This is a genomic window from Sedimenticola hydrogenitrophicus (assembly GCF_025175675.1).
GTDB lineage: Bacteria > Pseudomonadota > Gammaproteobacteria > Chromatiales > Chromatiaceae > Sedimenticola > Sedimenticola hydrogenitrophicus.
Map to the genome: position 1 here is coordinate 113,772 of NZ_JANIOA010000003.1, position 25,936 is coordinate 139,707.

Below are 25,936 nucleotides of genomic sequence, written 5' to 3' on the forward strand. Positions count from 1 at the left end.
AGCGTGACCGGCCACTCCCGCAAGGGTGTGGCCGTTTTTACTTAGGAATTGGGTAACTACTCACGATGTGATTGGCCTGCCTTGTTGGCCGATCTTGATGGCGCCTCGAATCCGGTCCCTTTTTCAGATTCAAGCCTGTCCTTGTTTGAGCGAAGCGAGTTTGGGCAGGCGCTGAAAAAGGGGCCGGATTCGAGGAAGCAAGCCATCATGTGAGGCCGGCAAGGCAGGACAATCACTTACAGACCGAGTGAGTAATTACCAGGAGGAGAAAAACATGACCCAAGCGCCAACCACCTTGGAAAAAACCGCCGACATCTACGACCAGTTCGAGCAGCAGATACAGGTTTGCGAACCGATCTTTCGGGATTACGGCGGCAAGCGTCGCTTCAGCGGCCCAATCGCAACCCTCAAATGCCATGAGGACAACTCACTGGTCGGGCAGCGGCTGGGCGAGCCTGGCAACGGCCGGGTACTGGTGGTCGATGCCGGCGGCTCGCTGCGCTGCGCCATGCTGGGCGATATCCTGGCGCAAAAAGGGGTCGATAATGGCTGGAACGGGGTAGTGATGTACGGCTGTATCCGCGATGCATGCGATATTGCCGAGATGTCCCTGGGGGTCAAGGCGCTGGCCACTATACCGAAAAAGAGTATCAAAAAAGGCGCCGGCGAATCGGACCTGACGGTCACCTTCGCCCAGGTCGCCTTCAAACCCGGCGACTGGCTGTATGCCGATGAAGACGGGGTAGTGGTGCTGCCGGCCGGGGCGTGACCACGCAGCCACCGCCAGGCATACTGCGAAGGGTTTTTGACCCGACCAGCCGTCAAGTCTGGTCAGGGAGAGCGACCTTCAGACAACCCTCTAGCAACTTCAATCCTGACACACTACACTTGCCCTACCTGTTCAACAGGCGGACTGCCGCGGCGGTCCGCTACCCTATCGCAACAAGAGATCCGCAATGCCGCGACACCCCAGGGCGCTGAAGGGAATTCAGGCCATTGCACTGGCCTTCTCGCTGGCCTTCTCTCTTTATCCCCTGACCGGGGAGAGCACCCCCGCAACGGGGCATGCCAGGAGCGTGACCGACAACCCGACCATCGCCCTGGTAACGGCCCACCTGCTGCCCTACAGCATCCAGGAGGGGCGGGAGCAAGGGTTCATGGTGGAGCTGGTGCGGGAGATCGAGCGGCGCCTGGGGAGCAACCGGCCGGTGCGCTTCCTGCCCTGGTCACGGGCGATCCGCAACACCCGCCTGTCGCCGAATCACGTCATCTTCCCCCTCACCCGCACCCCCGAACGGGAGCCTCATTTCGACTGGGCCATTGAGGTGGCACCGATTCACCTGGTATTCGTCACCCTGAACGGCCGGCGCCTGGACCTGGCCCAAGCGCGCCGGCTCAGCGCCATCGCCGTGCAGCAGGACACCCCGTTCGAGCAGTATCTGCGGCAGCAGGGGTTCACCAACCTGGTGGTCACCTCCAGCGCCGCGCCGATCCCGATCCGCATGCTGCGGGCCGGCCGGGTACAGGCCTGGTTCACCGCCCGTGACCTGGCCGCCTACTCGCTACGCGAGCAGTTCGTCACGGAACCCATCAGCTACAGCGACCCCATCACCTCGGGTAGCGTCTATATCGCCCTCTCCCGGGAGTTCCCGGCCGCGCTTCGGCAGGACTACCGGGACACTTTCAACGCCATGCAGCAGGACGGCACCTACCGGCGCATCATGGATCGTTACCTGCGCAACTGATTCCCATCCGCCAATCGCGCCATCGGCGTTTCTTTACACCGAAAGCGCTTTTTTTACACCAGACCCCCGATTGAACTCCCGCAGGTCCCGCCGCCGGCTCGACTCGGCGACGATTTTTCATCGCTATATCATGAACTTGTCAACAATATTCCAAAATCCGCCGCAACCGCACCAGATTGGCACAACCCTTGTAACCATATGGTGATAAACCGGTCGCCCCTGCCGCTGGTGGAATAACACCTACACTCCACAGACCGGAAGTCTATCCCTATTCAGTGACGGAGAGATGCAATGCCGCTTGAACTCGATTTGGAACTCGATTTGCCTGGGACCTTCAATGCCGCGGACTATTTTGTGGACAGAAATGTACGCGAGGGCCGGGGCGACAAGGTCGCTGTGCGCTGCGGCGACAGCCGCCTCAGCTATGCCGAGATCCAGGCGGGCGTCAACCGCTTCGGCAACACCCTGGACAGTCTCGGGGTGCGCATGGAGGAGCGCGTCGCCCTGCTGATGCTGGACACCGGCCTCTATCCCCAGGCGTTCTTCGGCACGATCAAGCTGGGCGCCGTTCCAGTCTGCCTCAACACCCTGATGCGCCCCAAGGACTACGAATACTTCCTTAACGACAGCCGCGCCCGGGTACTGGTGATCGACGCCCACCTGTTGCCGAGCCTGGAGCCGATCCGCGGCAAGCTGCACTTCGTCGAGCACGTGATCGTGGTTAACGGCGAGGCGCCGGCCGGGGACCTGGCCCTCGACGACCTGTGGGCGGACCAGCCGGAGCAGCTGGAGGCCGCCCCCACCACCCCGGACGACGCCTGTTTCTGGCTCTACAGCTCCGGCTCCACCGGACAGCCCAAGGGCACCGTGCACCTGCAGCGCGACATGGTCTACTCCTGCGAGACCTACGGCAAGCAGGTGCTGGGGGTGAAGGAGGGGGATGTCTGCTTCTCCGCCGCCAAGCTGTTTTTCGCCTACGGCCTGGGCAACGGGCTCTACTTCCCGTTCAGCGTCGGCGCCACTGCGATCTATCTCCCGGAGCGGCCCACCCCGGAGGCGGTCTACCGCACCATCCAGGAGCAGCGGCCGACCATTTTCTACGGTGTGCCCACCCTGTACGCCTCGATGCTGGAGGCCGAGGGGTCGCTGGAAGGCGTGCGCATCTGCGTCTCCGCCGGCGAGGCGCTGCCGGCCGACATCCTGAAACGCTGGCGCGAACGCTTCGGCGTCGACATCCTCGACGGCATCGGCTCCACCGAGCTGGTGCACATCTTCATCTCCAACTACCCGGGCGATATCAACCCCGGCAGCACCGGGCGGCTGGTGCCCGGCCATGAAGCGAAGATCGTTGATGAAAACATGCAAGAGGTGCCTCAGGGCGAGGTCGGCACCTTGCTGGTCAACAGCGGCAGCGCCGCCGCTTATTACTGGAACAAGCGGGAGAAGACCCGCCAGACCATGCTCGGCCCCTGGCTCAATACCGGCGACAAGTTCTTCATGGATGAGCAGGGGCTGTACTTCTACGCCGGGCGCACCGACGACATGCTCAAGGTGGGCGGCATCTGGCTCTCGCCGATCGAGGTCGAGGCCTGCATCATCTCCCACCCGGCGGTGCTGGAGTGCGCCGTGGTGGCCGCCACCGACGCGGAGGACCTGGTCAAACCCAAGGCCTACGTGGTGCTCAAGAGCGGCCAGCAGGAGAGCGACCAGCTGGCCGAGGAGATCAAGCTGTATGTGAAGAACACCCTCGCCCCCTACAAATACCCGCGCTGGCTGGAGTTCATCGACGAACTGCCGAAGACCGCCACCGGCAAGATCAAGCGCTTCGAGCTGAGAAAGCTGGGGGACTCGTAACTTACCGATGATTTCGGGTCAGATAGGGGTAGGAGTCAAGCGGTCAGGTAGGGGTCGGAGTCAAGCCATGCCATGGCAGAGTAAAAAGGTAAATGGCCGAGTGGCTTGACTCCGACCCCTGTGGATTAACAAGCACTGAACACACCGCGTGACAGGACGTTTCCGGAACCACTCCGGCACGTCAAACACAAGCACAAAAGCCACTTTTGCGCTGATGATAAGGGCCTGGAAAGAAATAACGGTCACAGATTGCGCCGGATTTTCGTTTGCCTTCAAGGCACGGCAAGGCGCGCATAGTCGTTCTATGTAAGTCTTGCCGTAACGCCGAAGGCGGACGAAAAGACCAGCAAGATGGACCGTTATTTATTGACAGGCCCTAACCATAGAGAGGAGAAGCAGATGAGCGATCAGAAAAAACCCGGCATCAGCCGGCGCGACATTATCAAGGGCGGCGCGGCGGCCGCCGGGCTGGTGACAGCCTCCAGCCTCATCCCCACCCGGTTTGCCATCGGCAACACCGCCAAGGTGAAGGTGGGCATCCTGCTGCCCTATACCGGCACCTACGCCAAGCTCGGCAGCAACATCAAGGACGCCCTGCAGTTGCGCATCAACGAGGCCGGCGGCAAGCTGGGCGGACGCGAGGTGGAGTATATCAATATCGACAGCGAGGCGGCGCCCCCCAAGGCCCCCGAGCTGACCAACAAGCTGCTGAAGAAGGAGCAGGTGGACTTCCTCATCGGGCCGGTTCACTCGGTGGTGGGCATGGCGATGGTCAAGCTGGCGCGCAACGCCGACGTGATCGCGGTGATCCCCAACGCCGGCGCCAATGGCCTGACCGGCTCGCTGTGCGCGCCCAACATCTTCCGCACCTCCTTCTCCAGCTACCAGCCCGGCTTCCCGGGCGGCACGGCGATGCTGGAGGACGGTCACAAGAACGTGGTGCTGATGTACTGGAACTACGGCTTCGGCAAGGAGACCGCGGCGGCCTTCAAGGAGTCTTTCCTGGCCGGCGGCGGCAACATCGTCAAGGAGATCCCCACCCCCTTCCCCAAGGTGGAGTTCCAGGCCTACCTGACCGAGGTGGCGGCGCTGAAACCGGATGCGGTGTTCACCTTCTACGCCGGCGGCGGCGCGGTAAAATTCGTCAAGGACTACGCCGCGGCGGGCCTGCACAAGAGCATCCCGCTGTACGGGGCCGGCTTCCTCACCGAGGGGGTCACCGGCGCCCAGGGCGAGGCCGCCGAGGGTATCCGCACCACCCTGCACTATGCCGACACCCTGGATCTGCCGGCCAACATCCGCTTCCGCGAGGCGTTCCTCAAGACCACCGGCAACCAGGCGGACGTGTATGCGGTACAGGGCTATGACGCCGGCGATCTGCTGGTGCAGGGCATGGCCGCGGTGGAGGGCGATGTCCGCGCCAAGGCGGAGATGATCAAGGCGATGGAGAGCGCCACCATCGACAGCCCGCGCGGCAAGTTCACCTTCTCCAAGGCACACAACCCGATCCAGGACATCTACCTGCGGGAAGTGGTCAACGGCCAGAACCAGGTGATCCGTACCGTGCAGAAGGCGGTGGAGGACCCGGCCGAGGGGTGCAAGATGGGCTGATTGGCCTCGAGTCGGTAACCCGATGCCTGGCGGCAACCACTGCCGCCAGGCATGTTCCACCTCCCCTAACCACCAGAGGCCCCATGGAGATCTCTTTCTATCTCATCCAGCTGCTGAACGGGATTCAGTACGGCTTCCTGCTGTTTCTCATGGCCAGCGGACTGACCCTGATCTTCGGTATCATGGGGATCATCAACCTGGCCCACGGCGCCTTCTACATGATCGGCGCCTATCTCTGTTACTGGCTGACCGGTATCACCGGCAACCTGTTCACCGGCATCCTGCTGGCGATCCCGCTGAGCATCCTGTTCGGTTACGCGGTCGAACGACTGGCCATCTCCTATCTGTACCGGCGCGACCACCTCTACCAGGTGCTGCTCACTTACGCGCTGATCCTGATCGCCAATGAACTGCAGAGCATCTTCTGGGGCAACGATGTGCACAGCGTGCCGATCCCCGAGCTGCTGCGCGGCTCGATCCAGCTGACCGCGAACCAGGCCTACCCGGTCTACCGACTATTCATCTCCGGCGCCTGCATCACCCTGGCGGTGGCCATGTACTGGGTGATCCAAAAGACCCGCCTGGGCATGACCATCCGCGCCGGTGCCAGCAACCGCGAGATGGTGCAGGCCCTGGGCATCAACATCAACTGGCTGTTCGCCATCGTCTTCAGCCTGGGTGCCACCCTGGCCGCCTTTGCCGGCATGCTGGCGGCGCCGGTGAACAGCGTCTATCCGGGCATCGGCGACAACATCCTGATCATCTCCTTCGTGGTGGTGGTGATCGGCGGCATCGGCTCCATCAAGGGGGCGTTTATCGGTGCCCTGCTGATCGGCCTGGCCGACACCTTCGGCAAGGTGCTGTTACCTGAGATGGCAAGCATGGTGGTCTACGCCCTGATGGCCGCGGTTCTGTTCTGGCGCCCGCAGGGGCTGTTCGGCAAGGTCTAGTGCTCCGTCAACGAGGTCATCCATGCATACCGTTACCCGCCCCATTATTGTTTTTCTCTGCCTCTGTCTGCTGCTGTTGCTGCTGTTCCCGGTGGTCGGCAGCTCGTTCTACACCGGCCTGGTAACCAAGATCATGATCCTCTCGATCTTCACCATCAGCCTGGATCTGCTGATCGGCTTCACCGGCCTGGTGAGTTTCGGCCACGCCGCCTTTTTCGGCATCGGCGCCTATCTGCTGGCAATCCTGTTCGGCAATCTGGAGCAGATCAACTACTGGTGGTCACTGACCCTGACCCTGTCGCTGACCGGAGTGGCCGCCTTGCTGGTGGGCTGGCTCTGCATCCGCACCTCCGGCGTCTACTTCATCATGCTGACCCTGGCCTTTGCCCAGATGTTCTTCTACTTCTTCTTCGAGTCGCCCCATTTCGGCGGGGATGACGGCATCTTCATGCTCAACAAGCCGCAGATCACCCTAGCCACCCGGCAACTGGTGGATCTGGACAACGAGCACCACTTCTACTACTTCGTGCTGGCCTGGCTGGTGGGGGTCTACCTGTTCCTCAGCATGATCCTGCGCGCCCCGTTCGGCCATGTGCTGATCGCCATCAAGGCCAACGAGCAACGGGTCCGGGCACTCGGCTACTCCACCCCCCACTACAAACTGGTCAGCTTCGTCATCGCCGGCACCATCGCCGGGCTGGCGGGCTTCCTGGAGGCGGCGCACACCAACTTCGTCACCCCCGCCTACCTGGGCTGGCACGAGTCGGGCATGGCCATCATGATGGTCATCCTCGGTGGCATGGGGACCCTGTTCGGGCCGGTGATCGGCACCTTCATCGTGGTGCTGCTGCAGGATTTCCTGCCCGAGTTCACCGAACACTGGAAGCTGATCATGGGCGCCATCATCATCTTTGTGGTGCTGTTCCTGCCCAACGGTATCGCCGGACTCATTTTCAGCATCAGCAACCGCTTCTCCTCCAGAGCGCCCGGCGGGAGGGAGGGATAACCATGCCTGAGATCATTCTGCGCACCGAGCACCTGTGCAAAAATTTCGGCGGCCTCAAGGCGACCGACGATGTCTCGCTGGAGTTCGAGCGCGGCAAGGTGCACGCCATTCTCGGTCCCAATGGTGCCGGCAAGACCACCCTGATCAACCTGCTCTCCGGCGAACTGCAGCCGAGCAGCGGGCGCATCAGTTTCAAGGGCTATGACATCACCGATGCGCGGCCGGAGAAGATCTCGCGGATCGGCATCGGCCGCAGCTTCCAGAAGACCAATATCCTGCCGGGATTCTCCTGTTTCCAGAACTGCTGGATCGGCGCCCAGTCCTGCCTGATCACCTCGATGCGCTTCTTCCGCCCGGCCAGGCACCTGCGCATGGTGCACCGGCGGGCCGATCACGCGCTGCAGCTGTGCGGTCTCGCCGGCAAGCGCAACCAGATCGCCGGCACCATGAGTTACGGCGAGCAGCGCCAGCTGGAGATCGCCATGATGCTGGCCACCGAGCCGGAACTGCTGCTGCTGGATGAGCCTTTGGCCGGCATGGGGAGCGAGGAGTCGCAACAGGTGACCGCGCTGCTCAGGGAGCTGGCCAGAGAGCAGACCCTGATCCTGATCGAGCACGACATGGACGCGGTGTTCTCACTGGCCGACCGGATCACGGTGATGGTGGACGGGGCCGAACTGGAGACCGGCAGCGTCGAACAGATACGCAACAGTCAGGCGGTACAGGACGCCTATCTCGGCCATGCCGACGAGGAGGTGGCATGATCCTGAAAACCTCGGTTAACCGCTACACACAGGATCAAAGCTCATGTTATTGATCGCATTTCCAGCCACGTCCAGCTTCACGTTGGCGGTGCGCACACTCCGCCGCATCCAACCGAGGTTTTCAGGATGAACACAGGCTCCACAACACCGCTGCTGCAGGCCGAGGGGCTGCACACCTATTACGGCGACAGCCATATCCTGCGCGGTATCGACCTCCGTATCGAGGCGGGGGAGACGGTCAGTCTGATGGGACGCAACGGCATGGGCAAGACCACCACCCTGCGCTCGCTGATCGGCCTGACGCCGCCGCGGGAGGGACGCATCCGCATCCGCGGCCGGGAGGCCACCCGGCTCAAACCGCACCAGATCATCCGTCAGGGGATCGCCTTCGTACCCGAGGACCGCGGCATCTTCCCCAACCTGAGCGTGCTGGAGAACCTCACCATGGCGGCGCGCAGCGGCCCGGACGGTCGCGACGAATGGACCCTGAAGCGGGTCCTGGAGCTGTTTCCGCGCCTCGGCCAGCGGCTCACCCACATGGGTAACCAGCTCTCCGGCGGCGAGCAGCAGATGCTGACCATCGCCCGCGCCCTGATGACCAACCCGGATCTGATCATCCTCGACGAGGCCACCGAGGGACTGGCGCCGCTGATCCGCCTGGAGATCTGGGTGGTGATTCGCCATATCAAGTCGACCGGGATCGCCTCCATCATCGTCGACAAGGACATCAACGCCCTGCTGCCGATCTGCGACCGCAACTACATCATCAGCAAAGGCGAGGTGGTGTATCACGGTCGCTCGCGGGAGCTGATGGAGAATCCCGAGCTGCACAAGCAGTACCTGGGGGTGTGAACCAAGGGCCGGCGGCGCGTGTGATGCGGTTCGTTTCACTCGAAAAAGGGGTCGGAGTCGGGCCGTGCACCGGCCGGGGTATTGCCGAATCGCCAGGACGGCCCGACTCCGACCCCTGGCGATCCCCGGGCGTAGCGTTCAAACAAGTACCTGGAGGTGATCAAGCGGCCGACCCCAGGCGAATAGCTTGGAAGCGGTTAGCTGGCGCGGCAAAAAACAATCTGTGTAGAATGGCGGTACCGCTATGCACCCGATCAGCCGACTCTTCTCCACCATCACCCTGCGCAAGCCGTTCTGGCTGTGGGTGGCCATCTGCCTGCTGGTGGGGGTCAGCACCGCCGCCCTGATCGGCATCCTGCAGACCACCAATGCAGTCCGCCAGGAGGCGCAGCAGCGCTTCTTCGAACAGTACAACCACCAGCAGCTGATCCTGGCCGAGCAGGCGGCCCACTCCATCGAGGAGACCTTCGCCACCTTCCGCCGCAACCTGAGCCTGGTGGCCAGCCTGTTCGAGGAGGACGGGGTCACCCGGGAGCGGGCGCAACTGCTGAGTGGCAGCCTGGTGCGGATGTACGAGAGCCTGCAGGAGACCGATATCATCGACCTGGTGGTGTTCGACGAGTCGGGCACGGTGGTCGCCATCAGCCCCGCCGATGAATACACCCTGGGGCGCAATTACGCCTGGCGCAACTACTTCCGCTGGGCGCGGGACGAGGGCCGGCCGGGCAAGATGTACCTGTCGCCCTTCATGCGCCTGGAAGGGGGACAGAACCGGGGCGACAAGGCGCTGATCGTGGCCCAGGGGATCTACAGCAGCCGCGGCACCTTCAACGGCGTCGCCATGTTCACCCTGAACTTCGACAAGCTGGCCCAGCGCCAGGTACTGTCGGTCACCATCGGCGAACACGGCTTTGCCTGGCTGGTGGACAACAATCAGCAGTCGGTGCTGGTGGACCCGCTGGGCCGGGTCACCGACAAAGGCTTCGAGGAGACCTTCCTGCCGCGCTGGCCGAAACTCTACAACCTGCTGCTCTCCATGCAGGATGGCCAACCGGGGACCGGCAGCTACGATTTCGTCGACCCGGCGGATCCCAACAAGTCGGTCAGCAAGCTGGTAGGCTATCAGCCGGTGCGCATCGAGGACCGCCTTTGGACCCTCGGCGTGGCCACCCCGACCCGGGAGGTGGAGGCCCTGCTCTCCTCCTTCATGCAGCAGCAGAAGCGCTACTCCGGCACCCTGGTGGTGATCATTTTCACCGGCACCTTCATCCTGCTCAGCGCCCTGCTCTCGTGGAACCACATCCTGGCGATCCAGGTGGACCGCCGCACCCAGGACCTGGCCGACGCGCGCGGGCGGCTGGAGTCGACCTTTGACGAACTGCTCTCGTCGCAGAAACTGGCCGCGGTCGGCCACCTGGCGCTCGGCCTGGCCCACGAGATCCGCAATCCCCTCTCGGCCATCCGCATGAACATCCAGATGATTCGCAAGCGCACCCGGCCGGAGGGGCCGCTGCAGGAGCATTTCAGCATTGTCGAGGAGGAGATTCTGCGCCTCAACCGGCTGGTCAACGATGTTATGGATTTCGCCCGCGCCCGCCCCCTGCGACTGGAACAGACCAGCCTCAACCCGATCATCCAGCGGGTGATGCAGCTGTTCGCCCAGCGCTTCAGGGAGGCCGGGATCCGCACCGAACTGCAGCTCAGGGAGGAACTCACAGTGGTCTGTGACCCGGAGCAGATCGAGCAGGTGATCCTGAACCTGGTCTCCAATGCCATCGAGGCGCTGGAGGAGTGCGACGGTTTCCGCGAACTGACCCTGATCCTGCGCCGCCACCGCCCCTTCCTGTCACTGCAGGTGATCGATAACGGCCAGGGGATCGCCGCTGCCGACGTGGACAAGATTTTCGACCCCTTCTACACCACCAAGGTCTCCGGTGGCGGCCTGGGGCTGCCGACCCTGCAGGGTATCGTGCTGCGCCACCAGGGGAGCATCACCGTGGATAGCGCACCCGGCGAGAAGACCTGCTTTACCCTGTTGTTGCCCCTGGATGGCCCACATGAGCGTGGTCCACATGAGCATGGCCCACGCGAGCAAAACGAGACTGTGAGATGAAAAAAGCCCTGATAGTGGACGATGACCGCGCTATCCGCCGCACCCTGGAACTGCACCTGATCGAGGAGGGTTTCGAGGTGCTGACGGCGGAGGACGGCCTGCGCGGCGTGGAGCTGGCGCTGCAGGAACCGGTGGATATGGTGCTGCTCGACCTGCGGCTGCCGAAACTGGACGGTTTCGAGGCGCTGCAGCAGATCAAGCGCAAGAAGCCGGGCCTGCCGGTGGTGATGATCACCGCCTATGACGATATGCATACCGCCATCGAGGCGATCCGGCTGGGGGCCATCGATCACCTGGGCAAACCGCTGGATCTGGACCAACTGGACGAGGTGATCACCAAGATCAGCGACATGGCCAGCCTGGCGAAGAGCGGCATTCCCTTCTGCGACACCACCGAGTGCGCCTTTCAGCCCAACGTCATCGTCGGCCGCAGCAAGAGCATGAAGGCGGTCTACAAGACCATCGGTGCGGTGGCCGACAACCGCGCCTCGGTACTGCTGTATGGCGAGAGCGGCACCGGCAAGGAGATGGTGGCCCGGGCGATCCATTTCAACGGCCAGTACCGCAACCACCCGTTCATCCCCCTGGTCTGCTCCTCGCTCGCCCCCAACGTCCTGGAGAGCGAGCTGTTCGGGCACGAAAAGGGGGCCTTCACCGGCGCCATCAAGCAGAAGCTGGGCAAGTTCGAACTGGCCCAGGGCGGTACCCTGTTCCTGGATGAGATCTCGGAGATCTCGCCGGACATCCAGCTCAAGCTGCTGCGCTTCCTGCAGGAGCGTGAATTTGAACGGGTGGGCGGCAATGAGACCATCAAGGCCGATGTGCGCATCATCACCGCCAGCAACAAGGACCTGGCGGCCCTGGTCAGTCAGGGCGCGTTCCGCCAGGATCTCTACTACCGGCTCAAGGTGGTGACCATCGAGCTGCCCACCCTGCGCGAGCGCCAGGAGGATATCCCGCTGCTGGTGCAGTATTTCCTGGAGAAGATCCGCCGCGAGCTGGGGCGCTCGGTGGAGATGATCCCGGAAGAGACCATGCAGCAGTTGAAGCGTTACCCCTGGCCGGGCAATGTGCGCGAACTGGAAAACGCCCTGCGCCGGGCGGTGCTGCTCTCCCCCAGTGACATCCTGCTGCCGGAGACCCTGCAGCTGGAGGAGAGTTCACCGCAGAAACGGCTGCCGCTGCTGATCAAGAGTATCCAGGAGGTGGAGAAGGAGCACATCGAAAACATCCTCCACTTTACCGGTTATGAAAAGAAACGGGCGGCGCAGATCCTGAACATATCCCGGCCCACGCTGAATGCCCGGATCCGGAGTTACGGTATCGAGGTGCCCTAGGAGTGAACCACGGATGCACACGGATAAACACGGATCTCTGCATCGCAACCGTTCACCCAATCATTGCAAAAATCGACCTGTAGGAGGCCTGCCCCCGGGCCGGAATCGCGGCGGGGCGCCGCTCCTACGGGTGCAATTCCGGACTTCACCAACGGTACATTCCAGGAAACCATGCAACATGTCTATTTCATCCGGCGGATAACAGGGTGAAATAAATCATTGGGCCATGATTAATGCAACTATTGGGTTTGGTAGGGTGGATAAGCCGGTAGGCGCATCCACCATTGCCGCGCTGAGGAGTGGTACAAGGATGTACCGTTTACGGAGCCGAGGATGCCATATACCGTTTACCTACCTGGGGATGGCATGCGCTGTCGCTTACCCATCACCCGACAAAAGTACGTTATCATATTGAAATAGTACTCCGGACCGCCCGCAGCTCATCGCTCAGTTGCCGTTCATCGAGCTGCCGGTAATGCGCCTCGCCCAGCGGCACGCAGCCGCCGGCCATTTCGTACCAGCCATAGCCGCCGCTCCATTCCGGCAGCTCCCGGCCCCCCTGGGGGGCGCGCGGCAGGCAGTAGAGCGTACCGGGATAGGCGATCAGGTTGTAGGGGACCTTGCGCCCGTGCAGCTCCCGAATATAGCGCCACGCCTCCTGCGCGTCATCGAACCGGGCGCAGGTCGCCGGATAGTCCTCCCGGCCACCGTTATGCGACCAGTGAGCGGCTGCGATCGGCAACGCCTCGTCGCGCACGAACAGGTGAAAATGGAGATGATTGACCGAGGCGCAGGCACCGTAACTGTTGTAGCCGATCCCGACCCCGGGCAGCCCCGGCCGCAGCGCGGCCGCCACCCGCCAGATGTATTCATGGTCGGCCTGTTGCAGGAACTGCGGCCGTCCCGCACGCGCCTCCGGCACCAGCAGGCCCAACAGCCGGACAAAGGGGAATTTGTTGTAAAGCAGTGACACATCCCGCCCCTCCAACGCACCGCGCCAGAAGATCTCCTTGCGCAGAAAGGGTTTGGCGAAATGGAAGTCGTCGGGATTGAACGGGGCCGAGGGCCCCGCCACCCGACGCTCTGTCATACGCGGCGGGCGCAACGCACGCAGCGGATTGAGCTGCAGCTCCCAGGACCCCTCGCGGCGCAGCCGGATCGGCGTTATCGCATCGAACCCGATCTCCATCAACCGCGAAAACACCCGCCGGTCATCCTTCGCATCATCCAGGAAGCCCCCCTGCCGGGAATCGGTATGCAGGGCGGAGAGCCGTTCAAACTTCTGTCGCAGCGGCCCGGACAACTCGTCCCAAATCAGCGGATCGATCATGGCATTGGCCTGCACCAGGATGAACACACCCAGTTCATCGTAGCCGCTAAGCATCTCCCGCAGGCCGCTGCTGAAGGCCGCCTGGTAGTCCCTGGACGTGGCAAAAAAAGCGTTACTCATCACACTCCATCAAAAATTATCAGCCACCCGCCAAGCGGGTGGCCCGGTGAAGGCCCCTGGAAGGGATCGAACAAAGCCCTGGCCCTTATTTCCGGCGCGTTTATCCGCGCTCATTGGCGGCCGGCGATTTCCCACAGCCGGCATCGACAGCTGGGATAAAACTAACCGCAGCAGCTACCGTCTTCCCGCACCTTGCCGCGCGCCAGGTAACGGCGTAGCGGCCGGATCGACAGCATCAGCAGAATCAGCAGACTCGGCATGGAGAGGGTCAGCGGAACGGTATCTTCGCCCTCACCCACCCGCGCCAGTCCGGAGAGCAGATCGACCCCCAGCCCGGCCACCGCCGCATCCAGCGTCAACCCGAGCAGGATGCTGATACCGCCGATCCCGAACAGGTAGGCCGCCAGGGCCTTGCCGCCCAGCTCACGCCGCACCAGCACCAGTCCGGCTATATTACTGGCCGGCCCGGCCAACAGGAACACCAGTACGGTACCGGGGGAGACCCCGGCAAACAGCATGGCGTGGGCCAGCGGGGTACTGGCGGTGGCGCAGACATACATCGGCACCGAAATCAGCAGGATCAGCAGCATGGCGAAGAAGCCGCTGCCCCATCCGCTCAACAGATTGGGCGGCACCAGGGTCACCACCAGGCCGGCCGCCAGCAGCCCCAGCAACAGCCACAGTGCCAGATCGTCCAGCAGGTCGGTGAAGGCATAGCGCAATCCCTCAAGGGTCCGCCGCCAGGCCCCATCCCGCGGCGGCGTGAGCGGCTCCCCGGCCGGGTCCGGTTCGACGCTACAGCCGCAGCAGGCAGGCGCCGCCGCGGTGGGCGGGATTGGCGCCTGGCTGTCCGCGCCCTCCAGACGACCCACCAGCAGTCCGGCGGCCACCGCCGAAACAATCGCCGCCAGCGGCCGGATGATCGCCAGCACGGGACCGAGCAGCACCCAGGAGAGGGCCACCGAATCGACACCCGTCTCGGGGGTGGCGATTAGAAAGGAGGTGGTGGATGCCTTGGACGCACCGGCCCGGCGCAGCGACATCGCCGCCGGCAGGGTACTGCAGGAGCAGAGGGGCAAGGGGGCACCCACCAAGGCCGCGCGCAGGACCGGGGCAAGCCCCCGGCCGCCCAACACCCGCCCCGCCAGGTGCACCGGCAGCCAGGCACGAATCAACCCGGCGGCAATCAGGCCGAACAGGAGCCAGGGAGCGGACTCCAGGGCCAGGGCCAGGCTGTTATCGAAAAAGCTACTCATTACGCTGGATTATAACCCCGTTGCCCGCCCGGGACAGTACCAGCGTGATACCCCACCGAGTGTTACCTTCAGTAACAGGTAACACCCCAGACACCACGCAGGAACGCTACCTGAGGTAACAGAAAACCGCTTTTCGAGGGCATCGCCAATTACCCTGCCGCCACTATCCAATTGATAAAAATAGGAATTGTATTTTCTGGCTTAAATCATGCAGAATGAAGCGCGGTCGCCAGGGGAGGATTCCCAGTTCTGTAAATCAGATGGAATTCGACTCATCGTGCCACGGTCGGGATGCATCCGTAGTTGACCGGGTCATGGGTGTCGAGCGAGCGCGTACTAAATTAATAATCCGGAGGACTTAAACAATGAGTACAGAAACCACGTCTGGCATGGCCTACTGGAAGGCCAACGTCAGACTCATCTCGATCTCTCTGGTGATCTGGGCCGTATGTTCGTACGGTTTCGGTATCATCCTTCGCCCCGCACTGTCCGGCATCAAGATCGGTGGCACTGACCTTGGATTCTGGTTCGCACAACAGGGTTCCATGATCGTATTCCTGGTGTTGATCTTCTTCTACGCCTACAAAATGAATCAGCTGGACCGTCAGTTTGACGTTCACGAAGACTAATAAGGGGTTCGATTAATGGAACTGCAAACATTAACTTTTATCGTCGTCGGTCTGACCTTCGCACTCTATATCGGCATCGCCATATGGGCACGCGCAAGTACAACCGGTGAATTCTACGCGGCCGGCCGCGGCGTCCACCCGGTCGCCAACGGCATGGCCACCGCCGCGGACTGGATGTCGGCCGCCTCGTTCATCTCCATGGCGGGCCTGATCGCCTTCCAGGGCTATGACGCCTCCCTGTTCCTCATGGGCTGGACCGGTGGCTACGTGCTGCTGGCCATGCTGCTGGCCCCTTACCTGCGTAAGTTCGGCAAGTTCACCGTGCCGGAGTTCATCGGTGACCGCTACTACTCCCAGACCGCGCGCATCGTGGCGGTGATCTGTCTGATCGTGGCTTCACTGACCTACGTAATCGGCCAGATGAAGGGTATCGGCGTGGCCTTCTCCCGCTTCCTCGAAGTGGACTTCGCCACCGGCCTGTTCACGGGCATGGCGATCGTCTTCTTCTACGCGGTGCTTGGCGGCATGAAGGGTATCACCTATACCCAGATCGCCCAGTACTGCGTGCTGATCATGGCCTACACCATCCCCGCTATCTTCATCTCGCTGCAGTTGACCGGTAACCCGATTCCACAGTTGGGCATGTTCAGCAGCACCGTGGCCGACGGTACCCCGTTGCTGATGAAGCTGGACCAGACCATCGTGGACCTCGGCTTTACGCAATACACCGCGCAGAAGACCAATACCCTGAACATGGTGCTCTACACCTTCTCCCTGATGATCGGTACCGCGGGCCTGCCCCACGTCATCATCCGCTTCTTCACCGTACCCCGGGTCAAGGATGCCCGCTCATCCGCTGGCTGGGCGCTGGTGTTCATCAGCATCCTCTATACCACCGCTCCGGCGGTCGGTTCCATGGCCATGCTGAACCTGGCCAACACGGTACAGCCCGGCTCGGTGGCGGCGGCTGACGGCTCCCTGGAGTACGAGGCGCGTCCGCAGTGGTTCAAGAACTGGGAGAAGACCGGCTTGCTGAAGTTCGAGGACAAGAACAGCAACGGCCGCGTCGAGTATCGTGGTCCCAAGTTTGCGGGTACCGCAAACGAGCTGACGGTTGACCGCGACATCATGGTACTGGCCAACCCCGAGATCGCTGGTCTGCCGAACTGGGTAATCGCCCTGGTGGCAGCCGGTGGTCTGGCGGCGGCGCTCTCCACCGCGGCCGGCCTGTTGCTGGCCATCGCCTCCTCCATTTCCCATGACCTGTTGAAGGGTATTTTCAACCCCAACATCACGGAGAAGGGCGAGCTGATGGCGGCGCGTGTCGCGATGGCGGGCGCCATCGGCGTGGCCGGTTACTTCGGCCTGCACCCCCCCGGCTTCGCGGCCCAGGTGGTGGCACTGGCCTTCGGTCTGGCCGCCTCGTCGATCTTCCCGGCGTTGATGATGGGTATCTTCAACAAGCGCGTTAATAACGTCGGCGCGGTCACGGGCATGCTGGTCGGTCTGGGTAGCACCCTGATCTATATCTTCTGGTTCAAGGGCTGGTTCTTCGTCCCGGGCACCGCCATGGCGGCCAACACCGCGGACAACTGGTTCCTCGGCATCTCACCGGAGGCGTTCGGTGCCGTCGGTGCCATGCTGAACTTCGCCTCGGCGATCCTGGTATCCAAGGTGACCGCGGAACCACCCGAGCATATCCAGCACATGGTCGAGGACATCCGTACCCCCCGGGGCGCAGGTGCCGCTACCGACCACTAATCACATAAGTTAAATGTGATGTAAGATAGGGCCTGCCTCGTGCAGGCCCTTTTTTTGTCCTGGAACAGAACATGGAAATCGAACTGATAGAGATACGGGACTTCCTCTCCGCCCATCACCCCTTCAACCAACTCCCGGAACCGGCGATCAATCAGGTGCCGGCGCTGCTGCAGGTGCGCTATTTCCGGCGCGGCTCGATCATTCCCGACGCCGGCAGTATCGATGATTATCTCTATCTGGTGCGCAGCGGCGCGGTGGAGATCCACGGCACCCAGGACGAACTGCTGGCCCGGCTGGGTGAAGGCGACCTGTTCGGTTACCGCGCCTCGCACATGGAGGGGCATGCGGAGTTCCAGGGCACCGCCATGGAGGACAGCCTGGTCTATCTGCTGCCGGCCGCGGAGGTGGACCGGCTCTGCAAGGAGCAGCCGCAGTTCTCCTACTTCTTCGAGCCGGCCGGCGGCGGCCGCCTGCGCGATGCCATCAGCAACACCGGTGAGGACGGCAGCTCCCACCTCGGCCTGATGACCACCCAGATCGGCGACATGATCAGCCGTGCGCCGATCAGCATGCCGCCCGATGCATCGATCCGGGATACCGCCACGGTGATGTCCGATGAACGGGTCTCCTCGATCATGATCACCGAGGGGGAGCAGCTGGTGGGCATTGTCACCGACCGCGACCTGCGACGCCGCGTGGTGGCCAAGGGCCTCGACACCAGCCTGCCGATCAGCCACATCATGACCACCGATCCGCATACCCTGGAGGCCAACAATTACGCCTTCGAGGCCATGCTGCACATGGCCCGGAACAATTTCCATCACCTGCCGATACTGCGCCAGGGCAAGGTGGCCGGCATGCTGACCGCCACCGATTTTGCCGAGCGCCATACCACCTCGGCGGTCTATCTGGTCAGCTCCGTCTACAAGCAGCACGAGGTGCAGGGACTGGCCGCCATCAGTGGCCGAATCCCCCAACTGCTACAGAATCTCGCCGCCGCCGACGCCACCGCCAACAGTATCGGTCACGTCATCACCGCGGTGGTCGACGCCATCACCGTGCGCCTGCTGCAGCTGGCGGAGGAGCGGTTCGGCCCGCCGCCGGTGCCCTATGCCTGGGTTGCCGCCGGTTCCCAGGCACGCAGCGAACAGACCGCGAAATCCGACCAGGACAACTGCCTGGTAATGGATGACGCCTATGACTCAAGGGCGCACGGCGAGTATTTCAAGGCGCTGGCCGGCTTTGTCTGCGACGGCCTCAATGCCTGCGGCTATATCTATTGTCCGGGCGAGATGATGGCCGTCACCGACAAGTGGCGCCAGCCCCTGGCCGGCTGGAAGCGTTACTTCAACCACTGGATCGAGCAGCCGGAACCGAAGGCGCTGATGCTGACCTGCGTCTTTTTCGACCTGCGCTGCATCCATGGCGAAAAAAACCTGTTCCGCCAACTGCGCGAGTACCTCCTCGCCAAGACCCGGGGCAACCAGATCTTCCTGGCCTACATGGCCGGCAACGCCCTGAGCTTCAAGCCACCCCTGGGATTCTTCCGCAATTTCGTCCTGATCAGTGGCGGCGAACATGACCACACCTTCGACCTGAAACACAACGGCATCGTACCCATTGTCGATCTGGCCCGGGTCTACGCCCTGGCCGCCGGCAGCCACGCCATCAACACCCAGGACCGGCTCAAGGAGGTCGCCAGCGGCGGCGAGGTCTCCCACGGCGGGGCCCATGACCTGCGCGACGCCCTGGAGTTCGTCAGCTCCCTGCGGATCCGTCATCAGGCCCGGCAGATCAAGGCGGGCGAGGCCCCCAACCACTATATGTCACCCGACGACCTCTCCCACTTCGAGCGCAGCCATCTGAAGGACGCCTTTTCGGTCGTCCGCACCATGCAGAGTGTCCTCAGCCAGCGATACCTGAGGTAGTCGGTGTCGATCTGGAAGTACCTCTTCAACCTGGAGGAGCGCAGAAACTGGTGGACCCGCAAGATGCCGGATGGCCCGTTGCGCGACTATTACGAAACCCCCTTTCCCGACCGGGATATCGACTGGCGCCAGGCGGACTACCTGGCGATCGATTTCGAAACCACTGGACTTGAGGCCAGCCAGGACCAGATCCTGAGTGTCGGCTACGCCACCGTCAGGGGCGACCGCCTGGTGTTGGGCGATGCCACGCACATCCTGATCAGACCCACCGTGGACATCCCCGAGGCCTCGGCCGTGGTGCACGGCATCCTGGACGACGAGGCCGCCGAGGCGCAGCCGCTGGAGGAGGTGTTGCCGGTGATTCTGCGTGCCCTCAAGGGCAAGGCGCTGCTGGCCCATCACGCCGCCATCGAGTACGAGTTCCTCAATCACGCCTGCCGCAATCTTTATGGGTACCCGTTTCTCTGCCCGGTGGTGGATACCCTGGCACTGGAGGTGCGGCAGTTCAGGATGCGCGACCAGGCGATCCGCTCAGGCGACCTGCGCCTGGCCAAGGCGCGAGCCCGCTACGGGCTGCCGCGCTATCCCGCGCATAACGCCCTGACCGACGCCCTGGCGGCGGGGGAGCTGTTTCTGGCCCAGGTGGCCTATCGCAGCAGCCGCAAACCGCCGCGACTGAAGGATCTGATCGTCGTTAGCTAGGTCTACCCTTTACCCATAAGTGGGCCGGACTGCATCCTGCGCGCTTCCCAGCCCCGGCCCGGGAAAGCTGCATTACACTCGCCGAAACGCCAAGCACGCCAGGGTCAATCAGGACGCGGAATTTCGGATGGACGGACAATATCAAGAAGGGCGTAGGGGCAACCCCCCGTGGTTGCCCGGATCGACGGGCCGCCGATCAGCCAGGGCAGGCACAGGGGCCTGCCCCTACGGCTGGCCATAGCAAGGTCATCAATTACGCCCTTTTCCCAGCGGCTTACCGCGTTCCTCCTCCATCCCCAACTCCACTGCCAGCACGTTATCGACCATGCGGAAGCCGGTGCGACGCGCGGCAAACAGCAGAAACAGGGTCTGGGTGCCGTACAGGAACAGGTAGATGGAAACTATCTGAAACGGAACACCCATGTTGATGATCCAGCCGATCAGGAAGAAGCCAAGAAAATAGATGCTGAGGATATAGACGTCCCGCAGCATGTCCCAATGAATCCGGGTATTCAGCACCACCGGCTTGGCGTTATGCCGCCGGTAGGTCTCGAACCACACCTCGGTCTGCACCTTACGGCTAAAGCCGGAATCCTTGACCCGCGGAAACCTGGCCTGCAGATCGCGCGACTCAAAGGGCTGCTTCCGGCTGGTCAGAAAGACGTCGCTGGCGGGATGGGGATAGAGCTTGCGCGCATACAGCAGGCGATTCTTCCACGCCTCCGGCAAGCGCTGCACCAGCACCGCCCCGGCCACCGCGATCACGGCACAGATCACGGAGACATAAACGATCTGCGGACTCAGTTTGTCCCAGGAAGCGATGCTGAACAGGAACGGGTCCACGCCATAGGGGAGCTGCAGCATGAACAGATAGAGCATGATGCCGTTGAGGGCGGCGAAGATAATGACCAACGCGATATGAAAGAGGGAGAGAAATTTCATTGAGTTGTGCGGTCCGCTGATTTTATGGTTGGGCCAGGCGCCTGTCGGGCTTGGCCAAGCGGGCTATTTCACGTGATTTACCCGCAAATGGCAACTACTGGATCAATAACTATATATTAGAATACGCTACTATTTTGATCGTCGTTCACAAGCGCGGATTTTTCGTTAGTATTGTTAGTGAGTCGTGTCGAGATAACCATCACCCTAACCCCAACCGATAACCGGCACGATTTAACAGAATGGGTGTAAACCGAGGCAGGGGCACAGTTCTGAAGGCCGCAGGGATCGCGATGGGCGCGTGATGCCTCAGGAGTAGCGGCATCTGACAATCCAATAGTATCGACAAGGAGTAAATCATGGGGCGAGTAGCATTGGTAACGGGCGGCACCAGAGGCATAGGTGAGGCAATCTGTGTCGCCATGAAAGAGCACGGCTATCAGGTGGTGGCCAACTATGGCGGCAACGAACAGGCCGCCGCCGGATTCACCGAGCGCACCGGCATACCGGCCTTCAAGTTCGATGTGAGCGACTTCGATCAGGTGGCCAGTGGCATCCGCGCGATCGAGTCCTCTACCGGCCCGGTCGAGGTGCTGGTCAACAACGCGGGCATTACCCGCGACGGCACCCTGCACAAGATGAGCTTTGAGCAGTGGGACAGGGTGATACAGACCAATCTCGCCTCCTGCTTCAACACCTGCCGCTGTGTGATTGAAGGCATGCGTCAGCGCAATTTCGGACGCATTGTCAATATCGGTTCGGTGAACGGCCAGGCGGGCCAGTACGGACAGGTCAACTATGCCGCCGCCAAATCCGGCATCCACGGCTTCACCAAGGCGCTGGCCCTGGAGGGCGCGACCAAGGGGATTACCGTCAATGCCATCGCACCCGGCTACGTCGAAACCGACATGGTCCGGGCCGTGCCGGAAGAGGTGCTGCAGAAGATCATCCGCACCATCCCGGTCGGCCGGCTGGGGCAGCCGGAGGACATCGCACGCGCGGTACTGTTCCTGGTCTCGGACGCCGCCGGTTTCGTTACCGGCTCAACCCTCTCCATCAATGGCGGCCAGCACATGTACTGACCTCCGGGAGTCTCCCACGGGCGCCTGGCGGATCCAGACGCCCGTGGACACACCCTCCGCTACGGCGACCTGGTGTGATCTATGATCTCATGCACGGCTTGCTCCAGCACCGGTGAGGGTGTGACCGTGATCTTGCGTTTGCCCACCTTGGCGCTATAACGGCGTGCCTCAGCGGCACGCTCATAGGCATCCCGGAGCTCTTCGATCATCTGTTCGCTCTTTTCCGGTGTCAGGTGCCGTTCTTCGACCAGATTCTGGAAACTGCTCACCTTGCCGTCATGAATCCAGGCGAGTCCGAAGCGCTTCGGCGGCTTGCCGATAAAGACGAATGCCTCGTGGTCAGCCGGAACCACCTCCAGCGGGTCCCGCACTTCGCCGACCAGCCCCTCCAGTTGCGGACTGATTTCCTCCAGGTGGTGTTGCGCCTCACTGTCCGCGGCCAGTGGCGGGTACTCCTTCATCCCACCAAACCATCTATCCAACATACCCATTTTCATCCCTCCAGTGAGGAACCGGCACCTGAACCCGGACCCCACTCCAGTAATTCAGCATACACAGGTTATCCAAGCATAGACCAAACCGGGAAAACCGCGGCGGCACGCCTCCCCGCAACAGTATATAGAGGAAAATGAGAGAATTAGTACAAACATCCAATTATTTTCTCATATTTTTTCTTTTGCACCGCACAAAGCACGCATTTTCTGCTATGATCCGCGCACACCGCAGTTGTTACCAGGCAGTAAACTCTTCTTTTATCTAAAAAAACGGACTCCTAGAGACGGGGTAGAAATATGAGCTTGAATGCAAGTGAGCAGTACCTGAATGAGTGGAAAGAGCGCCAGAATCTGGCCGAGCAGATGATTCCACTGGTGGGGAAACTGTATCGTGACCAGGGCCTGGTGATCCTGATGTACGGCCGGCGCCTGATGAACGCCACCACCATCGACATCCTCAAGGCTCATCGCTACGCCCGCCAGATGGTCGGCGCGGAGCTGGACATCGCCAAGTCCTTCGAAATGCTCGAAGCGATTGCCGGCATGGACCTGGCGCCGGCCCGCCTGGACCTCGGCAAACTCTGCAGCGCCTACCTGGAACAGGCGGATCGCCTCGGCATGTCGGCGTTCCTGGAGCAGCAGCTGAGCGACATCAACACCGGCAGGAAGAGCCCCCTGCCCGGCCCGCAGGACGTAGTGCTGTACGGCTTCGGTCGCATCGGCCGGCTGCTCGCCCGCCTGCTGATCGAACGCACCGGCGCCGGCAACAAGATGCGCCTGCGTGCCATCGTGGTGCGCGGCGGCCGCGAGGGCGACTTGAAGAAGCGCGCCAGCCTGCTGCGCCGCGACTCGGTACACGGCCCGTTCAACGGCTCCATCGTCATCGACGAAGCGAACAACGCGATCATCGCCAACGGCAACTACATCCAGGTGATCTACGCCGATTCCCCCGATTCCATCGACTACACCCGCTACGGCATCAACAACGCCCTGGTGGTCGACAACACCGGCATCTGGAAGGACGAGGCCGGCCTGGGGCTGCACCTCAAATCGAAAGGCACCGCCAAGGTGCTGCTGACCGCACCGGCCAAGGGCGAGATCAAAAACATCGTCTACGGCGTGAACCACGACGAGATCAGCCCGGACGATAAAATCCTCTGCGCCGCCTCCTGTACCACCAACGCCATTGTGCCGGTGCTCAAGGTGCTCAACGACACCCTGGGCATCAACAACGGCCACCTGGAGACCATCCACGCCTACACCAACGACCAGAACCTGATCGACAACTACCACAAGGCGGAACGGCGCGGTCGCAGCGCCCCGCTCAACATGGTGATCACCTCCACCGGTGCCGCCAAGGCGGTGGCCAAGGCACTGCCGGAGCTGTCCGGCAAGCTGACCGGCAACGCCATACGCGTGCCCACCCCCAACGTCTCCATGGCGCTGATGAACCTGAACCTGGGCCGCGAGATCAGCGTGGCGGAGCTGAATGGCCTGCTGCGGGATGCGTCGCTGAACTCCGGGCTGCGCGAGCAGATCGGCTACACCACCTCCACCGAGCTGGTTTCCAGCGACCTGGTCGGCTCCACCGAGGCCGGCATCGTCGACTCCGCCGCCACCATCGTCGAAGGCAACCGCGCCGTGCTCTATGTCTGGTACGACAACGAGGCCGGCTACAGCAACCAGGTGATCCGGGTGATGCAGGAGATGACCGGACTCAAGCTGATCAATTTACCCGCCTGATCCCCCGCTTCAGGCAACCCGAGCCGGCCCCCGTGGCCGGCTTTTTTTGTCCAGGGAGGGGGTTATGCCGGAGGGGCCAGGGACGGGCATAGGGGCAACCCCCGTGGTTGCCCATGTTGCCGATCGGTATCAGTGCTTGTGCCGGCACTCCGAGTCGGGCACCGGGTCGTAGCCCCCCTCGTGGAACGGGTGGCAGCGCAGGATGCGCCGGGTGCCCAGCCACAGGCCGCGCAGCACGCCGTGGAGCTCCACCGCCTCGCGGGTGTAGGCCGAGCAACTGGGGTAGTAGCGGCAGTTGTTGCCCAGCAGCGGGCTGATCAGATAGCTGTAGCCCTTGAGCAGTTGCAGCACCAGGCGCTTCATCCAAAATTCCGCACTTCAACAGCGTTTTTCAGGTTCATGGCGTCCCCTGCTCGCTGCAGCGCAGGCAGCGGCCGGTCACCTCGACCACCCGGGAGTCGGCCTTGAAACCGCACGCCCGCAGGGCGCTTCCCAGGGTGCGCTCGACACTCCGGCTCTCCAGCTCCCGCACCTCGCCACAGTCACGGCAGATCAGAAACTGGCTGGCGTGGGGATGGTCCGGATGTATGCAGCCGACATAGGCGTTGAGCGATTCGATGCGGTGCACCAGGCCCTGTTGCAACAGGAACTCCAGCGCCCGATAGACCGTCGGTGGTTTGGCGGCCGGCACACCCTGCTTCAACAGATCCAGGATATCGTAGGCCCCCAGCGGTTTCGGGCTGGCGCAGAGGATCTCCAGGACTTGGCGGCGCTGCGGCGTCAGGCGCGCGCCACGCCCCTCGCAGAGCCGCTCGGCCAGATGCAGCACCTGTTGACACTCGGTATGACATGAACCCGGTTTCATTGCACCGCCCGTAGCAGCTGTCTGCGCAGCTCCCTGCGCTTCCTGGCCGTGGTAAACAACAGCGAGACCAGATAGCTGGTCCCGGCCACCAGGATAATCGTCGCACCGGCCGGCAGATCCGGCGCATAGGAGATGCCCAGGCCCAGCACGGTGAACAGGGCGCCCAGCAGGGTCGCCAACAACATCATTTTACCGAGGCTGCGCACATAATGCGCGGCAATCGCCGCCGGCAGCGTCAACAGCGCAATCACCAGGATCAGCCCCACCACCTGAATCAGCAACACCACGGTCACCGCCACCATGCAGAGCAGCAGCAGATAGAAAAAGGTGACCGGCACGCCGCGCAGCCGGGCAAACTCTTCATCGAAGGAGACGGCGAGAAACTGCTGGTAGCAGAGCGCAACCGTCAACAGGATGAGCAGATCGATACCCGCCATCATCCAGATATCGGCCGGATTCACCATCAGGATATTACCAAAAAGATAGCTCATCAGGCTGACGCTGTAGCCCGGCGTCTTGGAGATGAACAGGATACCGATCGCCATGCCGACCGCCCACAGGGCACCGATCAGGGTATCTTCCTGTTCATGCCAGGTGAGCCGCACCCAGCCGATCAGCAGTGCCGCGACCACGGCGGCGACCAGCGCCCCACCCAGCGGGCTCATGCCGAGGAAAAAGGCGGCCCCCATGCCGCCCAGGACGCTGTGGGAGATCCCCCCCGCCAGGAAACCGATCCGCTTGACCACCACATAGCTGCCGATGATGCCGCAGCCGATACTCGCCAGCAGGCCACCGATCAGCGCGTGCTGCAGAAAGGGGTGTTCCCAGAGTGCGCTAAAAAATTCCATCATGAGT

The 25,936-nt window shown here is 62.3% G+C and carries 23 protein-coding genes; 16 read left to right on the forward strand and 7 right to left on the reverse strand.

The genetic code is table 11. The features are described from left to right. Window positions 1-274 precede the first annotated feature (274 nt). The 10 genes from rraA to NPX02_RS03315 all read left to right on the forward strand — a co-directional run bounded on the left by rraA (window position 275) and on the right by NPX02_RS03315 (window position 12,232). A complete protein-coding gene (gene rraA / locus NPX02_RS03270; RefSeq protein ID WP_260291776.1) occupies window positions 275-769 on the forward strand; it encodes a ribonuclease E activity regulator RraA in 495 nt (164 codons plus the stop codon). Between the two features lie 187 nt (window positions 770-956). Continuing rightward, window positions 957-1,745, forward strand: a complete 789-nt coding sequence (locus NPX02_RS03275; RefSeq protein WP_260291777.1) for a substrate-binding periplasmic protein — start codon at window positions 957-959, stop codon at window positions 1,743-1,745. Window positions 1,746-2,036: 291 nt separating this feature from the next. Then, window positions 2,037-3,599 carry a benzoate-CoA ligase family protein gene (locus NPX02_RS03280; RefSeq protein ID WP_260291779.1) on the forward strand — a complete coding sequence of 521 codons (1,563 nt, stop codon included), beginning with the start codon at window positions 2,037-2,039 and terminating at the stop codon, window positions 3,597-3,599. Between the two features lie 399 nt (window positions 3,600-3,998). Then, window positions 3,999-5,210, forward strand: coding sequence for an ABC transporter substrate-binding protein (locus tag NPX02_RS03285; protein ID WP_260291780.1), 1,212 nt, complete (start codon window positions 3,999-4,001; stop codon window positions 5,208-5,210). Window positions 5,211-5,293: 83 nt separating this feature from the next. Next, window positions 5,294-6,160, forward strand: coding sequence for a branched-chain amino acid ABC transporter permease (locus NPX02_RS03290; RefSeq protein ID WP_260291781.1), 867 nt, complete (start codon window positions 5,294-5,296; stop codon window positions 6,158-6,160). 22 nt (window positions 6,161-6,182) lie between these two features. After that, complete coding sequence (locus NPX02_RS03295; protein ID WP_260291782.1) at window positions 6,183-7,166, forward strand: branched-chain amino acid ABC transporter permease; 984 nt, start codon at window positions 6,183-6,185, stop codon at window positions 7,164-7,166. 2 nt (window positions 7,167-7,168) lie between these two features. Then, on the forward strand, window positions 7,169-7,930 hold the full coding sequence (locus NPX02_RS03300; protein WP_260291783.1) for an ABC transporter ATP-binding protein: 762 nt from the start codon (window positions 7,169-7,171) through the stop codon (window positions 7,928-7,930). 126 nt (window positions 7,931-8,056) lie between these two features. Beyond that, window positions 8,057-8,782 carry an ABC transporter ATP-binding protein gene (locus tag NPX02_RS03305; RefSeq protein WP_260291784.1) on the forward strand — a complete coding sequence of 242 codons (726 nt, stop codon included), beginning with the start codon at window positions 8,057-8,059 and terminating at the stop codon, window positions 8,780-8,782. 244 nt (window positions 8,783-9,026) lie between these two features. After that, window positions 9,027-10,895, forward strand: a complete 1,869-nt coding sequence (locus tag NPX02_RS03310; RefSeq protein ID WP_260291785.1) for a sensor histidine kinase — start codon at window positions 9,027-9,029, stop codon at window positions 10,893-10,895. Next, window positions 10,892-12,232, forward strand: a complete 1,341-nt coding sequence (locus NPX02_RS03315) for a sigma-54-dependent transcriptional regulator (protein ID WP_260291786.1) — start codon at window positions 10,892-10,894, stop codon at window positions 12,230-12,232. Before NPX02_RS03310 ends, NPX02_RS03315 begins: the two co-directional genes overlap by 4 nt. 406 nt (window positions 12,233-12,638) lie before the next feature. Here the strand turns inward: NPX02_RS03315 and NPX02_RS03320 are convergent, their stop codons facing one another. Together NPX02_RS03320 and NPX02_RS03325 are read right to left on the reverse strand one after the other, a co-directional pair. Continuing rightward, window positions 12,639-13,682, reverse strand: coding sequence for a GDP-D-glucose phosphorylase 1 family protein (locus NPX02_RS03320; RefSeq protein ID WP_260291787.1), 1,044 nt, complete (start codon window positions 13,680-13,682; stop codon window positions 12,639-12,641). 161 nt (window positions 13,683-13,843) lie between these two features. Continuing rightward, entirely contained in the window at window positions 13,844-14,938 is a 1,095-nt protein-coding gene (locus tag NPX02_RS03325; protein WP_260291788.1) for an SO_0444 family Cu/Zn efflux transporter, read from the reverse strand. 365 nt (window positions 14,939-15,303) lie between these two features. On the opposite strand from NPX02_RS03325, the gene NPX02_RS03330 reads away from it, so the two are divergent. The 4 genes from NPX02_RS03330 to NPX02_RS03345 all read left to right on the forward strand — a co-directional run bounded on the left by NPX02_RS03330 (window position 15,304) and on the right by NPX02_RS03345 (window position 19,958). Continuing rightward, window positions 15,304-15,567 carry a DUF4212 domain-containing protein gene (locus NPX02_RS03330; RefSeq protein ID WP_260291789.1) on the forward strand — a complete coding sequence of 88 codons (264 nt, stop codon included), beginning with the start codon at window positions 15,304-15,306 and terminating at the stop codon, window positions 15,565-15,567. A gap of 15 nt (window positions 15,568-15,582) precedes the next feature. Continuing rightward, entirely contained in the window at window positions 15,583-17,328 is a 1,746-nt protein-coding gene (locus NPX02_RS03335) for a sodium:solute symporter family protein (RefSeq protein WP_260291790.1), read from the forward strand. A 71-nt stretch (window positions 17,329-17,399) separates the two neighbouring features. Then, a complete protein-coding gene (locus tag NPX02_RS03340; protein ID WP_260291791.1) occupies window positions 17,400-19,256 on the forward strand; it encodes a putative nucleotidyltransferase substrate binding domain-containing protein in 1,857 nt (618 codons plus the stop codon). Window positions 19,257-19,259: 3 nt separating this feature from the next. Further along, window positions 19,260-19,958 carry an exonuclease domain-containing protein gene (locus NPX02_RS03345; RefSeq protein ID WP_260291792.1) on the forward strand — a complete coding sequence of 233 codons (699 nt, stop codon included), beginning with the start codon at window positions 19,260-19,262 and terminating at the stop codon, window positions 19,956-19,958. 249 nt (window positions 19,959-20,207) lie between these two features. Here NPX02_RS03345 and NPX02_RS03350 read toward each other — a convergent pair whose 3' ends face one another. Beyond that, the gene (locus NPX02_RS03350; protein WP_260291793.1) at window positions 20,208-20,900 is read right to left on the reverse strand and encodes a hypothetical protein; all 693 of its coding nucleotides are present in this window, start codon (window positions 20,898-20,900) and stop codon (window positions 20,208-20,210) included. Between the two features lie 356 nt (window positions 20,901-21,256). Here NPX02_RS03350 and phbB point away from each other — a divergent pair, with 356 nt between their 5' ends. After that, complete coding sequence (gene phbB / locus NPX02_RS03355; protein ID WP_260291794.1) at window positions 21,257-21,979, forward strand: acetoacetyl-CoA reductase; 723 nt, start codon at window positions 21,257-21,259, stop codon at window positions 21,977-21,979. 59 nt (window positions 21,980-22,038) lie between these two features. On the opposite strand, the gene NPX02_RS03360 is transcribed toward phbB, so the two are convergent. Then, a complete protein-coding gene (locus tag NPX02_RS03360) occupies window positions 22,039-22,464 on the reverse strand; it encodes a hypothetical protein (protein ID WP_260291795.1) in 426 nt (141 codons plus the stop codon). Between the two features lie 306 nt (window positions 22,465-22,770). Here NPX02_RS03360 and NPX02_RS03365 point away from each other — a divergent pair, with 306 nt between their 5' ends. Beyond that, window positions 22,771-24,216 carry a glyceraldehyde-3-phosphate dehydrogenase gene (locus tag NPX02_RS03365; protein WP_260291796.1) on the forward strand — a complete coding sequence of 482 codons (1,446 nt, stop codon included), beginning with the start codon at window positions 22,771-22,773 and terminating at the stop codon, window positions 24,214-24,216. A gap of 129 nt (window positions 24,217-24,345) precedes the next feature. Here the strand turns inward: NPX02_RS03365 and yidD are convergent, their stop codons facing one another. Genes yidD through NPX02_RS03380 form a run of 3 tightly spaced genes read right to left on the reverse strand, consistent with a single transcriptional unit; the run spans window position 24,346 to window position 25,932 of the window. Then, complete coding sequence (yidD, locus tag NPX02_RS03370) at window positions 24,346-24,579, reverse strand: membrane protein insertion efficiency factor YidD (RefSeq protein ID WP_260291798.1); 234 nt, start codon at window positions 24,577-24,579, stop codon at window positions 24,346-24,348. Window positions 24,580-24,613: 34 nt separating this feature from the next. Continuing rightward, window positions 24,614-25,081, reverse strand: a complete 468-nt coding sequence (locus NPX02_RS03375; RefSeq protein WP_260291799.1) for a transcriptional repressor — start codon at window positions 25,079-25,081, stop codon at window positions 24,614-24,616. Next, complete coding sequence (locus NPX02_RS03380) at window positions 25,078-25,932, reverse strand: metal ABC transporter permease (RefSeq protein WP_260291801.1); 855 nt, start codon at window positions 25,930-25,932, stop codon at window positions 25,078-25,080. Before NPX02_RS03380 ends, NPX02_RS03375 begins: the two co-directional genes overlap by 4 nt. Between the last annotated feature and the right edge of the window lie 4 nt (window positions 25,933-25,936).

Coding starts and splice junctions, on each gene's coding strand:
- NPX02_RS03380 (WP_260291801.1), bottom strand. CDS start 25,932: ATGATGGAATTTTTTAGCGCACTCTGGGAACACCCCTTTCTGCAGCAC.
- NPX02_RS03290 (WP_260291781.1), top strand. CDS start 5,294: ATGGAGATCTCTTTCTATCTCATCCAGCTGCTGAACGGGATTCAGTAC.
- NPX02_RS03340 (WP_260291791.1), top strand. CDS start 17,400: ATGGAAATCGAACTGATAGAGATACGGGACTTCCTCTCCGCCCATCAC.
- NPX02_RS03315 (WP_260291786.1), top strand. CDS start 10,892: ATGAAAAAAGCCCTGATAGTGGACGATGACCGCGCTATCCGCCGCACC.
- yidD (WP_260291798.1), bottom strand. CDS start 24,579: ATGAAGCGCCTGGTGCTGCAACTGCTCAAGGGCTACAGCTATCTGATC.
- NPX02_RS03285 (WP_260291780.1), top strand. CDS start 3,999: ATGAGCGATCAGAAAAAACCCGGCATCAGCCGGCGCGACATTATCAAG.
- NPX02_RS03320 (WP_260291787.1), bottom strand. CDS start 13,682: ATGAGTAACGCTTTTTTTGCCACGTCCAGGGACTACCAGGCGGCCTTC.
- NPX02_RS03335 (WP_260291790.1), top strand. CDS start 15,583: ATGGAACTGCAAACATTAACTTTTATCGTCGTCGGTCTGACCTTCGCA.
- NPX02_RS03305 (WP_260291784.1), top strand. CDS start 8,057: ATGAACACAGGCTCCACAACACCGCTGCTGCAGGCCGAGGGGCTGCAC.
- NPX02_RS03365 (WP_260291796.1), top strand. CDS start 22,771: ATGAGCTTGAATGCAAGTGAGCAGTACCTGAATGAGTGGAAAGAGCGC.
- NPX02_RS03350 (WP_260291793.1), bottom strand. CDS start 20,900: ATGAAATTTCTCTCCCTCTTTCATATCGCGTTGGTCATTATCTTCGCC.
- NPX02_RS03360 (WP_260291795.1), bottom strand. CDS start 22,464: ATGTTGGATAGATGGTTTGGTGGGATGAAGGAGTACCCGCCACTGGCC.
- NPX02_RS03300 (WP_260291783.1), top strand. CDS start 7,169: ATGCCTGAGATCATTCTGCGCACCGAGCACCTGTGCAAAAATTTCGGC.
- NPX02_RS03280 (WP_260291779.1), top strand. CDS start 2,037: ATGCCGCTTGAACTCGATTTGGAACTCGATTTGCCTGGGACCTTCAAT.
- NPX02_RS03310 (WP_260291785.1), top strand. CDS start 9,027: ATGCACCCGATCAGCCGACTCTTCTCCACCATCACCCTGCGCAAGCCG.
- rraA (WP_260291776.1), top strand. CDS start 275: ATGACCCAAGCGCCAACCACCTTGGAAAAAACCGCCGACATCTACGAC.
- NPX02_RS03330 (WP_260291789.1), top strand. CDS start 15,304: ATGAGTACAGAAACCACGTCTGGCATGGCCTACTGGAAGGCCAACGTC.
- NPX02_RS03295 (WP_260291782.1), top strand. CDS start 6,183: ATGCATACCGTTACCCGCCCCATTATTGTTTTTCTCTGCCTCTGTCTG.
- phbB (WP_260291794.1), top strand. CDS start 21,257: ATGGGGCGAGTAGCATTGGTAACGGGCGGCACCAGAGGCATAGGTGAG.
- NPX02_RS03275 (WP_260291777.1), top strand. CDS start 957: ATGCCGCGACACCCCAGGGCGCTGAAGGGAATTCAGGCCATTGCACTG.
- NPX02_RS03375 (WP_260291799.1), bottom strand. CDS start 25,081: ATGAAACCGGGTTCATGTCATACCGAGTGTCAACAGGTGCTGCATCTG.
- NPX02_RS03325 (WP_260291788.1), bottom strand. CDS start 14,938: ATGAGTAGCTTTTTCGATAACAGCCTGGCCCTGGCCCTGGAGTCCGCT.